12 protein-coding genes and 1 tRNA gene are annotated in these 12,507 nt (G+C 66.6%); 9 read left to right on the forward strand and 4 right to left on the reverse strand.

Going from position 1 to position 12,507, the window contains the following annotated elements; genetic code table 11:
• Positions 1-19: 19 nt before the first annotated feature.
• Genes hemC through BDW16_RS10680 form a run of 6 tightly spaced genes read left to right on the forward strand, consistent with a single transcriptional unit; the run spans position 20 to position 5,345 of the window.
• Positions 20-928 (forward strand): hydroxymethylbilane synthase, encoded by a 909-nt coding sequence (hemC, locus tag BDW16_RS10655; RefSeq protein WP_066578036.1) that lies wholly within the window; start codon positions 20-22, stop codon positions 926-928.
• Positions 925-1,593 (forward strand): uroporphyrinogen-III synthase, encoded by a 669-nt coding sequence (locus BDW16_RS10660; RefSeq protein ID WP_066578039.1) that lies wholly within the window; start codon positions 925-927, stop codon positions 1,591-1,593. The genes hemC and BDW16_RS10660 overlap by 4 nt, the downstream gene beginning before the upstream one ends.
• Before the next feature lie 24 nt (positions 1,594-1,617).
• A complete protein-coding gene (locus tag BDW16_RS10665; protein WP_066578041.1) occupies positions 1,618-2,511 on the forward strand; it encodes a hypothetical protein in 894 nt (297 codons plus the stop codon).
• Between the two features lie 22 nt (positions 2,512-2,533).
• The gene (locus BDW16_RS10670; protein ID WP_066578043.1) at positions 2,534-3,718 is read left to right on the forward strand and encodes an acyl-CoA dehydrogenase; all 1,185 of its coding nucleotides are present in this window, start codon (positions 2,534-2,536) and stop codon (positions 3,716-3,718) included.
• On the forward strand, positions 3,718-4,242 hold the full coding sequence (locus BDW16_RS10675; protein WP_083954295.1) for a GNAT family N-acetyltransferase: 525 nt from the start codon (positions 3,718-3,720) through the stop codon (positions 4,240-4,242). Before BDW16_RS10670 ends, BDW16_RS10675 begins: the two co-directional genes overlap by 1 nt.
• A complete protein-coding gene (locus BDW16_RS10680) occupies positions 4,239-5,345 on the forward strand; it encodes a CaiB/BaiF CoA transferase family protein (protein ID WP_066578052.1) in 1,107 nt (368 codons plus the stop codon). Before BDW16_RS10675 ends, BDW16_RS10680 begins: the two co-directional genes overlap by 4 nt.
• A gap of 101 nt (positions 5,346-5,446) precedes the next feature.
• Here BDW16_RS10680 and BDW16_RS10685 read toward each other — a convergent pair whose 3' ends face one another.
• The 3 genes from BDW16_RS10685 to BDW16_RS10695 form a co-directional block, all read right to left on the reverse strand.
• Positions 5,447-6,256, reverse strand: a complete 810-nt coding sequence (locus BDW16_RS10685; protein ID WP_066578055.1) for a DUF72 domain-containing protein — start codon at positions 6,254-6,256, stop codon at positions 5,447-5,449.
• Between the two features lie 35 nt (positions 6,257-6,291).
• Positions 6,292-6,756, reverse strand: a complete 465-nt coding sequence (locus tag BDW16_RS10690) for a DUF2147 domain-containing protein (RefSeq protein WP_241230435.1) — start codon at positions 6,754-6,756, stop codon at positions 6,292-6,294.
• A 290-nt stretch (positions 6,757-7,046) separates the two neighbouring features.
• Positions 7,047-7,121: transfer RNA gene (locus BDW16_RS10695), tRNA-Gly, on the reverse strand.
• 192 nt (positions 7,122-7,313) lie between these two features.
• Between BDW16_RS10695 and BDW16_RS10700 the strand changes: the two genes are divergently transcribed.
• A complete protein-coding gene (locus BDW16_RS10700) occupies positions 7,314-8,225 on the forward strand; it encodes a tetratricopeptide repeat protein (protein ID WP_083954296.1) in 912 nt (303 codons plus the stop codon).
• Entirely contained in the window at positions 8,222-8,845 is a 624-nt protein-coding gene (locus BDW16_RS10705) for an LON peptidase substrate-binding domain-containing protein (protein WP_066578058.1), read from the forward strand. Before BDW16_RS10700 ends, BDW16_RS10705 begins: the two co-directional genes overlap by 4 nt.
• Before the next feature lies 1 nt (position 8,846).
• Here BDW16_RS10705 and BDW16_RS10710 read toward each other — a convergent pair whose 3' ends face one another.
• On the reverse strand, positions 8,847-10,064 hold the full coding sequence (locus BDW16_RS10710) for an FAD-dependent monooxygenase (protein ID WP_066578061.1): 1,218 nt from the start codon (positions 10,062-10,064) through the stop codon (positions 8,847-8,849).
• A gap of 96 nt (positions 10,065-10,160) precedes the next feature.
• On the opposite strand from BDW16_RS10710, the gene BDW16_RS10715 reads away from it, so the two are divergent.
• The gene (locus tag BDW16_RS10715; protein ID WP_066578343.1) at positions 10,161-12,470 is read left to right on the forward strand and encodes a DNA translocase FtsK; all 2,310 of its coding nucleotides are present in this window, start codon (positions 10,161-10,163) and stop codon (positions 12,468-12,470) included.
• Positions 12,471-12,507: the final 37 nt, after the last annotated feature.

A 12,507-nucleotide genomic window follows, 5' to 3' on the forward strand; every position in this document is an offset into this window, starting at 1 on the left:
AAGCTTCTAGAGGGCCGCCATGCTTCGTCTCGGCACCCGCGGATCACCGCTTGCGCTCGTCCAGGCCAATCTTGTGCGCGACGCGCTGCTCGCCGCGCATGGCTGGGGCCCGGAAGCGGTCGAGATCGTCCCGATCCGGACCACCGGCGACAAGGTGCAGGACCGCCCGCTCGCCGAGATCGGCGGCAAGGCGCTTTGGACCAAGGAACTCGACCGCGCGCTGCTGGAAGGCGAGATCGACCTCGCCGTCCACTCGATGAAGGACGTCGAGACGATCCGTCCAGAGAGCATCGCCGTCGCCGCGATGCTGGTGCGCGAGGATGTGCGCGACCGGCTGATCGGCGCGGACTCGATCGATGCGCTGCCTCATGGCGCGCGGATCGGCACCAGCTCGCCGCGCCGCGCCGCGCAGATTCGCCGCGTTCGCCCCGACCTCGCGATCGTTCCGCTGCGGGGCAATGTCGATACCCGGCTGGCCAAGGTGCGCGATGGCCACGCCGACGCGACACTGCTTGCCGCCGCAGGTCTCGAGCGGCTCGAGCGGCCCGACGTCGGTGCGCCGATTCCGCTCCACCAACTCCTGCCTGCACCGTCACAAGGCGCCGTCGGAATCGAGGTCCGAGCCGATGATGTCACAACCCGGATGCTGGTTTCCGCAATCGGCGATCCCGTCACGGAACGCTGCGTGCTCGCCGAACGTGCGATGCTCGCCGCGCTGTCGGCCGATTGTCATTCGCCTGTTGCGGCGCTGGCCACGATCGAGGACGGCACCTTGCGGCTGCGTGCCGAAATCCTGACCGAGGACGGAAGCGAACATGTCCGCCTGGACCGATCCGGGCTGGAAGGCACGGCGCATGAGGCAGCGACGATCGCCCACGATCTGCTTGCCGCCGCCAGCCCGCGCCTGCGCGCCCTGTTCGGACATTGAGCCGCCCCGTCGCGATTCTGCGGCCCGAACCGGGCAATGCCGCCACCGCCACGCGGTTGCGCGACGCCGGACTTGAGCCGTTGTCACTGCCCCTGTTCGAGGTGCACCCGCTCGACTGGACGCCACCCGATACGACTGCATTTGACGGGCTGTTGCTCACCAGCGCCAATGCGGTGCGCCATGGGGGCAAGGGGCTGGATCAGATGAGCAGGCTGCCGGTCCTAGCGGTGGGCAGCGCGACGGCGGATGTCGCGCGTGCGGCCGGACTCGGCGTGACGCGTACCGGATCGACCGATGTCGCGGCGCTGCTGCACGACGCGCCGGATTTCAGTCGGCTGCTGTGGCTCACGGGGCGCGAGCATACGGCGATCGAGCACCCCTCCCTCACTGCGGCAATCGCGGTCTATGCAAGTGACGTGATCCCGCTCGCCGATCCCGTCTTGATTCGCGACACTGTCGTGCTCATCCATTCGGCCCGCGCCGGAATGCAGCTGGCGGCCGAGCTGGGCCGACACGCCATTCCGCGTGCGACAGTGCGGATCGTGGCCATCAGTGGCAAGGCGGCAGCGGCGGCTGGGCCGGGCTGGGGCGCGATCGCCATCGCCGCAGCACCCAATGACGAAGCGATGATCGCGGCCGCGCGCCCGCTCACGATTGACCCCTGACCGCTTCGGGAGAATAAACGACCCATGACTTCCGATACGCCGATCGAGCCGCCGGTCACGGCACGCGGCAACACGTTGACCGTCGCGCTAGTCGCTGGCCTGATCGCTTTCCTCGCGGGACTCGCGGTGATGGCGGCGGTGTTCCGCTTCGGCGGCTGGTGGAATGCAGCGCCGGTTCCGCCGGCCGGTCCTGTCCAGCCTGCGCTCAGTGCCGAGCCCGCTGCAGCTCCCGCAACCGATGTCGCGACGCTTGCGGCACGCGAACAGGCGCTTGCTGCTCGTCTCGACACGATCGACAGCCGGATTCAGGCAAGCGATGCCGATGCACGCACCGCGGCAAGCTATGCGGGACGCGCCGAGGCGATGATGCTTGTGTTTGGTGCCCGGCGCGCAATCGAGCGCGGCCAGTCGCTCGATCCGATTGCCGGCGAGCTGCGGACTCGTTTCGGCGAGATCGATCCGCGCGCCGTAGCAACGGTAGTGCGCGGAGCGAACGAGCCGGTGACGCTTGAGGATCTGCGCCTTGCCTTCGACCAGATCGCACCAAGGCTATCGACCGGCGTCCCAGGCGAAAGCTGGTGGGACGCACTGCGCCGCGAGGCTGCAACGTTGATAATCGTGCGCAAGGAGAACGCGGCCAGCCCGCATCCGCGCGCGCGATTGGCGCGGGCGCGCCGCCTGCTGGGACAGGGGCATGTCGAAGCCGCGCTCGCCGAGGTTTCCCGCCTTCCCGGCGCACAGGGCGCCGAAAGCTGGATGGCTGCCGCCAGCCGCTATGTCGAGACGCGGAACGCGCTCGATGCACTGGAATCTGCAGCGATTCGGGGGCCGGTTAGGCCTGCCGCAGGCGCGCAGCTACCTGCCGCAAACGCCGTCCCGGCCGAGGCTGTACCCGCCAAGGCCGAGCCGGCTCAGTAAGTTCAATCCAAGGAGAGATGTCATGGCCGCGATGGGCCGTTTCGACTGGGCCGATCCGTTCGCGCTCGACGCACAGCTGACCGACGAGGAGCGGATGGTGCGCGATGCCGCGCGCGCCTATGCGCAGGAGCGGCTGTTGCCGCGCGTGACCCGCGCGTTCCTCGACGAGAATTTCGACCGCGAAATCATGTCGGAGATGGGCCAGCTCGGTCTGCTGGGCCCGACGATTCCCGAAACCTATGGCGGCGCTGGCCTGGGCTATGTCGCCTATGGCCTGGTGGCGCGCGAGGTCGAGGCGGTCGATTCGGGCTATCGCTCGGCGATGAGCGTGCAGAGTTCGCTCGTGATGCACCCGATCAACGCCTATGGCACCGAGGAGCAGAAGCGGAAGTATCTCCCCAAGCTGTTGAGCGGCGAATGGGTCGGCTGTTTCGGCCTGACCGAGCCCGATGCGGGCAGCGACCCCGGTTCGATGCGTACCCGCGCCGAGAAGATCGACGGCGGGTACCGGATCACCGGCTCCAAGATGTGGATCACCAATTCGCCGATCGCCGACGTCTTCGTCGTGTGGGCGAAGAGCGATGCGCATGGCGGCGGGATCAAGGGCTTCGTCCTCGAAAAGGGCATGAAGGGCCTGTCGGCGCCCAAGATCGAGGGCAAGCTGAGCCTGCGTGCGAGCATCACCGGCGAGATCGTCATGGACGGCGTCGAAGTGAGCGAGGATGCGCTGCTCCCCGAGGTTCAGGGGCTGAAGGGACCGTTCGGCTGTCTCAACCGCGCCCGCTATGGCATCGCCTGGGGCAGCATGGGCGCAGCCGAAGCATGCTTCCACGCCGCACGTCAATACACGCTCGACCGCCAGCAGTTCGGCCGGCCGCTGGCCGCGACCCAGCTGGTGCAGCTCAAGCTCGCCAATATGGAGACCGAGATCGCGCTCGGCCTGCAGGCCGCGTTGCGTGCGGGCCGGATGTTCGACCAGGGCGAACTGGCGCCTGAGGCGATCAGCATCATCAAGCGCAACAATTGCGGCAAGGCGCTGGAGATCGCCCGCGTTGCCCGCGACATGCATGGTGGCAACGGCATCTCCGCCGAGTTCCACGTCATGCGCCATGCGATCAATCTGGAGACGGTCAACACCTATGAGGGCACGCACGACGTCCATGGTCTGATCCTCGGCCGGGCGATCACCGGCATCGCGGCGTTCTGATGGACTTCCAGCCGACGCTGACCGGCGAACTTGCCATCCTCCGACCCACGGTTCCGGAGGATTGGGCGGGCATGTTCGCGGTCGCGTCGGATCCGCTGATCTGGGAACAGCACCCCTTCCACAACCGCTGGCAGGAACCGGTCTTCCGCGCCTATTTCGAGGATGCGCTGGCAAGCGGGGGCGGGCTGACCATCCTCGACAAGGCGAACGGTAAGATCATCGGGGCGAGCCGCTACGCCTTTCCCGATGCGGTGCGCGACGAGGTCGAAATCGGCTGGACGTTCATCGCCCGGAATTATTGGGGCGGGACGTGGAACCGTGAGATCAAGCGGATGATGCTCGATCATATCCATCAATATGTGAACGGAGCGGTGTTCGTGGTGGGTGAGAAGAATATGCGCTCGCGCCGGGCAATGGAGAAGATCGGCGGGGTGCTGCAGGAAGGCCGGGTCGAGCGCGGCAATGGACATATGCTGCCCGGGCACTGCTATTATGTCATTCACCGCGGGGGCTTTCGCGGATGAAGCCGCTGGCGGGCATCAAGGTCGTCGAGCTGGCTCGGATTCTGGCCGGACCGTGGTGCGGGCAGTTGCTCGCCGATCTGGGTGCCGAGGTCGTGAAGATCGAACGGCCCGGCGCCGGCGACGACACGCGGCACTGGGGTCCGCCCTTCCTGCACGACGCCGAGGGCAACGACCGAGACGCCGCCTATTATCACGCGGCCAATCGTGGGAAGACAGCGCGCTTCATCGATATCGCGACCCCCGAGGGGCAGGCCGAAGTGCGCGCGCTCGTCGCGCGGGCCGATGTGGTGATCGAGAATTACAAGGTCGGCGGGCTGGTGAAATACGGCCTTGATCACCAGAGCCTGTTGGCGGTCAATCCGCGCCTCATCACCTGTTCGATCACCGGATTCGGGCAGACCGGCCCCTACGCCCATCGCGCCGGATATGATTTCATCATCCAGGGGATGGGTGGAATCATGTCGCTGACCGGCGAGCCCGATGGCCCGCCGCAAAAGGCGGGGATTGCCTATGCCGACATTTTCACCGGGGTCTATTCTGCGGTGGCGATCCTGGCAGCGTTGCGGCAACGCGACGAGAATGGAGAGGGCGCCCATATCGACATGGCACTGCTCGACACGCAGGTCGCGGTGCTGGCCAATCAGGCGCTGAACTGGATGGCGTCCGGCAAGGTGCCGCACCGAATGGGCAACGGCCACGCCAACCTCGCCCCTTATCAGGCGTTCACCGCCAGCGACGGTGACCTGATCATCGCGGTGGGCAATGATGGCCAGTTCGCCAAGCTTTGTACGGTGCTTGGGCTCGACCTGCACAACAATCCCGATTTCGCGACCAATCCGGCACGGGTGCGCAACCGGGCGCGGCTGATCGCGCCGATCCAGGCGGCGGTGGCGGGCTGGACCAAACAGGCACTGTCCGACGCACTTGAGGCGCAGGGCGTGCCTGCCGGGCCAATCAACGATATCGGCGAGGTGTTCGCCGACCCGCAGGTGGTGGCGCGCGGCATGCAGATCGCCGCGGGCGGACTGCCTGGTGTCGCCAGCCCGATCGTGATCGACGGCGAACGGATGGTCTCGGGCCAGCCTAGCCCGGCGCGGGCCTGAGGGCCAAAGTTCTCGAAGTTCAAACTGTCACGCGTACGCGAGCTGGTTGGCGAAACCGTTTCAAAGAGCGGGAATCAAGCTGCCCGCCCGAATCCGACATTTCAAGCAGTGCGTTCGATCAGCGCCTTTGCTGCGGTTGGTGCACGGACCTTGCCCCCGTGGATGAAGAAGATGAAGGTCTCGCGCGGCTGCGCAGGCGGAACGCCGGCTTCGACATAGGGCAGGTCCTCAGGCGTGCCGCCCGCCGCCCATAGCTTCGCCGTATCCGCCCAGCGATCGATATCACCCTCCGGATAGCAGAGAGGATTGTCGTCCTCGCCCTTCTCCAGCCGGGCGTAGACGAAGTCGCCGGTGATATCGGCGATCGCGGGATAGTCTGGCGAATCGGCGAAGACGATGGCGGCGCCAGCATCGCGGCACATAGCCACGAACTCCGGCACGTGGAAGCTGTCGTGCCGCACCTGGATCGCGTGGCGCAGCTTCACCCCGTCATGGCTGTGGGGGAGCAATTTCAGAAAGGCGCCAAAATCGTCGGCGTCGAACTTCTTGGTGGCCATGAACTGCCACAGGATCGGGCCGAGCTTGTCGCCCAGTTCGACGATCCCCTGTCCCACGAACTTGGCGACCGATTCGCCCGCCTCCGCCAGCACCTTCCTGTTGGTGCAGAAACGCGACGCCTTGACCGCGAAGACGAAGCCGTCAGGCACCGTCGCGGCCCAGCCGGCAAAGGTCGCGGGCTTGAACCCCGAATAATAGGTGCCGTTGATCTCGATCGCGGTCAGCTGGCGGCTGGCGTACTCCAGCTCTTTCTTCTGGCTGAGACCTTCCGGATAAAAGGTCCCGCGCCAGGGTTCGAAGGTCCAGCCGCCGATGCCGATTCGGATGGGTGCCCGATTCTGATTGCTTGTCATGAAGCCGAGACTAGCGCGGCCGCGACACGCTCACATCACGAAATGCGCGTCCAAACCTGCTGCTTGCAGATAAGACCGGCGAGAACGCAGCCCTTGCCGATCATCGAATCGCCCTTGATCTCCATATGGCCGGAGAAGGTGCGGTTCATGTCGGGCACGAAGACATGGCCCTTATATTCACCGGGGGCGACACGCTTGAAGTTGCGGAACAAATTGGTGCCGACAAGCTGATCGGTGCCGCCGCGGCGAGCATCTGCCTTCGCCTTGTCGCTCGCCCAAGTGACGATGCCGCACATGCGATCTTGCCCGCAGGGACTGAAGCGGATGCGGACGCTGTCCTTGGGATTGCGCCATTCGCTCGCAGCCCCGGGCACCCTGCCGCCGCCGTTCCCGGCGCCAGCCTGCGCAGCGAGCGGCGTCGCAATCATCATCGTGCCGGCGAATGCGGCGATCCAGCGAAGCGGACGCGAAGTGCGCCGCACCTGTTCCTTGCTCTGCATGGATGAACCTCCTTTACCTCCATCCCGAACGGGACGTTCGTCTGGAGGGTCAGATAGGCAGGGGGCCGGGCCGGAAAAGGGCGGGAAAGGGGCTATTTCTGAAACGCTCGGTTCAGAAATAAGGCAGGTTCGGCGTTACCCGTCACCCTCTTTGAGCAACTGCCGCGCCCCTCGGTCATCGGCGTTGCGACCAGCGGCAAGAGTCGACTGAGGCAGACAAGCCACATCGGGCGACGCCGGCAGGCATATTGGAAGGATCGTATCGACCACCGCTCAATCGCGGGTCGTCCTGGAGCGGGCGAAGGGATTCGAACCCTCGACCCCAACCTTGGCAAGGTTGTGCTCTACCCCTGAGCTACGCCCGCTCTCTGGCGCTTGGTGCCCGCTCGAAAGACCGAGGGGGCGGGGCAAGGTGGCGGCCTCTAGCAGCGGGTTTCGGGGTCCGCAAGCCCCCAATCACGCCTTTTCCAACTTCCATATGGTTTCGGCGAAAAGGGTTGGCCAGCGCGCCGCCAGCGCCCACATAGGGCGCCGGTTTTCGAGACAAGGGATTCGCCGTGGCCACGCTGGGACTTTCCGCCGCCGACAAGGATGCCGTCGAGGCGTTCCGCAAGGACATTGTCGAGCCTTCGATGACAAAGCTGGTCATCCTCGATTTCTGGGCGGAGTGGTGCGGGCCGTGCAAGGCGCTGGCGCCGGTGCTGGAAAAGGTCGCCGCCGACTATGCCGACAAGGGCGTGATCCTCGCCAAGATCGACGTCGATGCGAACCAGTTCATTGCCGCGCAGTTCCAGGTGCGGTCGATCCCGACCGTCTATGCAATGTTCCAGGGCCAGCTGGTCGCGGACCTCACCAACGCCCGTACCGAGACTCAGCTGCGCGCCAATCTCGACCAGATCCTTCGTCAGATCCCCGTCGAGAGCGATCTTGCCGCTCAAGAGGCGGAGCTCGAGCCGCTGCTGGCGATGGCCGCCGAGATACTGGCCAATGGCGAGCACGAACGGGCACTGGTGGTCTATGACCAGATCGGCGAGATGGCACCCGAGCATCCGCAGGTTGCGGCGGGACGCGCGCAGGCGCTGATCGCGCTCGGCCGGCTCGATGAAGCGCAGGCTGCGCTCGACGTGCTGCCCGACGATGCCGCCAAGACCGCCGAGGTTGAACGCGCACAGGCAGCGTTGATGCTGGCGCGTGAAGCGCCTGCCGACGACGAACTCGCCGCGATTCGCGCGCGGGCGGCAGAGAATCCGGCCGATATGGGCGCGCGCTACGAGCTGGCCGGCGCGCAGATGGCGGCGAACGACCGCGACGGCGCGGCCGAGACGCTGCTGGCGATGATCGCCGAGGACCGCGAGTGGAACGAGAGCGCCGCCCGCGCACGCCTGCTCAAGCTGTTCGAGGCGGTGGGGCTGGAGGATCCGTGGGTTTCGGCCCAGCGCCGCAAGCTTTCCGCCATCCTGTTCGGATGACGACGACGCGTCTGTCCGTCTTTCCGCTGGCGGGGGCGCTGCTGTTCCCGCGGATGCAGTTGCCGCTGCATATCTTCGAACCGCGCTATCGCGCCATGGTGACCGATTCGCTGGCGCGCGACCGGCGGATCGGGATGATCCAGCCGCGCCCGGGCTTTCGCGAGGCCAAAGGCGAGCCGGTGCCGCTGTTCGAGATCGGCTGTGTCGGCCGAATCGCCGAAGTCGAGGCGCTGAACGACGGCAAGTTCGACATCGTCCTGGAGGGATTGTCGCGGTTTCGCTTGGTGCGCGAGCTGGAGGTGACGACGCCGTTCCGCCAGATCGAGGCGGAGCTGATCGCCGATCCGCAAGACGAGGTGCTGGGGATGGGCGAGCGCGCGTCGCTCGAGCTCGAATCGCGCCGCTTCGCCGAGCGGCAGGGCTATGCGATCGACTGGAGCGCGGTGTCGCGGCTCGACGACGAGGCGCTGGTCAACGGCATCGCCCAGATCGCGCCGTTCGACCCGGCGGCGAAACAGGCGCTGCTGGAGGCGAGCAGCCTGAGCGATCGCGCCGAGCTGACGGTGCAGCTGATGCAGTTCTTCGGCCGCCACGACAGCGACGAGGGGACGTTGCAGTAGGTTAGGCCATTTCCCCGTGCAGCAGCCGGGGCGTCGCGCCCGATTCGCCACGCGCTTCGGCCATGAACCAGTTCTTGAGCGCGGGGACCTTATCCACCGCCGACAGGCCGAAGCGGCGCGCGGCATGGGCGGTTTTTCCGGGAATGCCGAACAGATGCGTCAACGCGTCGGTTGCGACACTGACCATGAAGGTGTCGAGGCTGCGCCAGCGCTGGTAGCGCGCGAGCAGCTGGGGATCGCCCATGTCGAGGCCGAGCCGCTTACCCTCGACCAGCACCTCGACCAGGGCGGCGACGTCGCGGAAGCCGACATTGACGCCCTGTCCCGCAATCGGGTGGATGCCGTGCGCGGCGTCGCCGACCAAAGCAAGGCGATCGGCGGTGATCGTTGCCGCATGGTGAAAGCCGAGCGGGTGGCTGAAGCGGGGGCCGAGCGGGCCTAGCTTGCCCAGGAATCCACCCATTTTCTTTTCCGCCTCGGCGAGGAAACCGCGTTCGGAGAGCTTCATCATTCCCGCTTCCTCGTGCCGTTTCACCGACCATACGATCGCCGACCGATGCCCTTGTTCGTCATCGACCAAGGGCAGGATCGCGAACGGGCCCTGGGGATAGAAGATCTCGAACGCCGTATTCTCGTGGCTGTACTCGTGGTGGAGCGAGGTCACGATGGCGGAATGATCATAGGTCCAGCGGGCGACGTTGAGGTGCGCGGCGTCGCGGGTGGGCGAGTTGCGCCCCTCGGCGCCGATCAGCAGCTGCGCGCTGACCGTTTCGCCGGTGCTGAGCGTCGCGGTCACCCGGTGCGCGCCACGTTCCACGTGAAGCGCGCGGGTCTGCATGCGGACATCGGCGCGCGGCGCTTCGCTGGCCGCCGCCATCAGCGCGGCGCGCAGATGGCGATTCTCGAACATCGTGCCGAGCGCGCCTTCGCCATCGAGCGGATCGAAGTCGAGCTTGCCCGGCTCCAGTCCGTCGCTGACCCGGATGCTCTGGATCGGGCAACCCTTGCCGGTCAGGCGATCAGCGACGCCGATCGCTTCGAGCATCCGCATCGGGGCGGCGGCGATGGCCGAAGCGCGGCCGTCATGCGCGGCGGCGAGTATCACCGCCGGGTCCGCGGGATCGATCACGATGCAGGAAATGCCATGGCGGTCGAGCGCGACGGCGAGCGCGCTCCCCACCAGTCCGCCGCCGAGGATGAGGAGGTCTGCCTGGGTCATATGCGGCGAGTAGCCGAGCGGCTGCCTTGACGCCAGAGTCCGCAGGGTGGATGAATCCGGCAAAGCGGGACTTTCGAGACATTTCCAGGAACAATGATGGCGAGCCGGGTGCAGCCGATGCTGTGGCGTGACACGATGAAGGCAGGGGCGAAACGCAGCGGCGCGCTGATCGGTGCGATCGCGCTGTTCGTGCTGACCCTCGCCGCGGTGCTCGCGATCGGCACTTATACGGGAACCGATCCGTCGCTGAACACCGCAGCGGGCGGGCCGGTGAAGAACCTGCTCGGAACGCCGGGCGCCTGGCTCGCCGATCTGCTGCTCGCGATCGGCGGCTTGCCCGTCGTCCTGCTCGCGCCCGTCGGCCTCATCGTCGCGACGCGGCTGTGGAAGGGCAATCCGGTCGGTGCCTGGGGACGGATGCTGGGCGGCGCCGCGCTGGGCGTCGCGCTGATGGGCACGGCGTTCGCCTTCGTCTCCAGCCGATCCGTGCTCGACTGGGAGCTTCCGGGCAGCTGGGGCGGAATTGTCGGGCTTTCAGTCGCGAATCTGCTTCGCTGGGGACTGAATCTTGCCGGCGAGCCGGCGGTGGCCCTGTGGGGCGGGCGCGCGTTCGGGCTGATCGCCGGGGTCGCCGGCGTCGTCATCTGGGCGCGCAGCGTGCAGATCGAGGTGTCGCAGCTGCGTCTGCCGCGACGCGAGCGGGGCGGCACGGATGCGGGCGAAGCGGACGAGGGCATCGACGATACCGCCGACCTCTTCACCCCCGCGGCGGCGCCCAAGCCGCGCAAGATGGCGCTGCCCGACAACCGGCCCGGCCCGGTGATCGCCGATCCGGCACCGCCGCCCAGCCCGCCCAAGGCCAAGCCGGTTCAGACCAGCCTCGACTTCAAGGGCAGCTACAAGCTTCCGCCGCTCGACCTGCTCAAGCCCGCGCCCAAGAGCGGCAGCGCGGCGATCGACAAAGCGGGGCTCGAGCGCAACGCGCGGCTGCTGGAGAGCGTGCTCGACGATTTCCATGTGAAGGGCCAGATCGTCGAGGTACGGCCGGGTCCGGTCGTGACGATGTACGAACTGGAACCGGCGAGCGGGATCAAGGCGAGCCGCGTGATCCAGCTGGCCGACGATATCGCACGCAACATGTCGGCGGTATCGGCGCGCGTCGCGACGATCCCCGGCCGCAGCGTGATCGGCATCGAGCTGCCCAACGCCAAGCGCGAGATGGTGAGCCTGCACGAACTGATCGGCAGCGACAGTTTCGAGGATATGGGCGCGCAGCTGCCGATCGTGCTGGGCAAGAACATCGCCGGCGATCCGGTGATCGCGGACCTGGCGCCGATGCCTCACTTGCTTGTCGCCGGCACCACCGGTTCGGGCAAATCGGTCGGCCTCAACTGCATGATCCTGTCGCTGCTCTACCGGCTGACCCCAGACCAGTGCCGGATGATCATGATCGATCCGAAGATGCTGGAACTCAGCATGTACAAGGACGTCCCGCACCTGCTCGCCGACGTGGTCACCGACCCGCCCAAGGCGGTGCGAGCGCTCAAATGGGCGGTGGAGCAGATGGAGGAGCGTTACCGGATGATGGCTTCGGTCAACGTTCGATCGCTTGGCAGCTTCAACGACAAGGTGCGCCAGGCGCTGGCCAAGGGGCAGAAGCTCGGCCGCAAGGTGCAGGTCGGATACGATCCCGAGACGCGCCAGCCGATGTACGAGGAAGAGACGCTCGAGCTCAATCCGCTGCCGCAGATCGTGATCATCGTCGACGAGCTGGCCGACCTGATGATGACCGCAGGCAAGGAAGTCGAGTTCCTGATCCAGCGACTCGCGCAGAAGGCGCGGGCGGCGGGCATCCATTTGATCATGGCGACCCAGCGCCCATCGGTCGATGTCATCACCGGCGTGATCAAGGCGAACCTGCCGACGCGCATCAGCTTCCACGTCACGTCGAAGATCGATTCGCGCACGATCCTGGGCGAGCAGGGCGCCGAGCAGCTGCTGGGCAAGGGCGACATGCTCTACATGCCTGGCGGCAAGCAGATCGCGCGCGTCCACGGCCCGTTCGTCAGCGACGAGGAAGTGCAGGGGGTCGCCGATCACTGGCGCGCGCAAGGCGCACCCGACTACATTCAGGCCGTCACCGAGGAGCCCGAGGGCGAGGAGTTCGCGCTGGATGGCGCGCCCGATGGCGAGGACAGCCCCGAAGAGCAGCTCTATCGTCGCGCGGTGCAGCTGGTCGCGGAGAGTCAGAAAGCGTCGACGTCGTGGCTCCAGCGCCAGCTGCGCGTCGGGTACAACAGCGCCGCGCGCCTCATCGAGCGGATGGAGAAGGACGGCCTCGTCTCGCGCCCCGACCATGTCGGGCGGCGCGAGGTGCTGATGGATCAGGACGGGCGGCCGCTGTAGGTTTGGGTCAGCTGCGCCGACCGGCACCGGCCCGTTC

Source organism: Sphingomonas koreensis (assembly GCF_002797435.1).
In the GTDB taxonomy this organism is placed as follows: Bacteria; Pseudomonadota; Alphaproteobacteria; order Sphingomonadales; family Sphingomonadaceae; genus Sphingomonas; species Sphingomonas koreensis.

Coding starts and splice junctions, on each gene's coding strand:
- BDW16_RS10685 (WP_066578055.1), bottom strand. CDS start 6,256: ATGACAAGCAATCAGAATCGGGCACCCATCCGAATCGGCATCGGCGGC.
- BDW16_RS10710 (WP_066578061.1), bottom strand. CDS start 10,064: ATGACCCAGGCAGACCTCCTCATCCTCGGCGGCGGACTGGTGGGGAGC.
- BDW16_RS10715 (WP_066578343.1), top strand. CDS start 10,161: ATGGCGAGCCGGGTGCAGCCGATGCTGTGGCGTGACACGATGAAGGCA.
- BDW16_RS10670 (WP_066578043.1), top strand. CDS start 2,534: ATGGCCGCGATGGGCCGTTTCGACTGGGCCGATCCGTTCGCGCTCGAC.
- BDW16_RS10665 (WP_066578041.1), top strand. CDS start 1,618: ATGACTTCCGATACGCCGATCGAGCCGCCGGTCACGGCACGCGGCAAC.
- hemC (WP_066578036.1), top strand. CDS start 20: ATGCTTCGTCTCGGCACCCGCGGATCACCGCTTGCGCTCGTCCAGGCC.
- BDW16_RS10690 (WP_241230435.1), bottom strand. CDS start 6,756: ATGCAGAGCAAGGAACAGGTGCGGCGCACTTCGCGTCCGCTTCGCTGG.
- BDW16_RS10680 (WP_066578052.1), top strand. CDS start 4,239: ATGAAGCCGCTGGCGGGCATCAAGGTCGTCGAGCTGGCTCGGATTCTG.
- BDW16_RS10705 (WP_066578058.1), top strand. CDS start 8,222: ATGACGACGACGCGTCTGTCCGTCTTTCCGCTGGCGGGGGCGCTGCTG.
- BDW16_RS10675 (WP_083954295.1), top strand. CDS start 3,718: ATGGACTTCCAGCCGACGCTGACCGGCGAACTTGCCATCCTCCGACCC.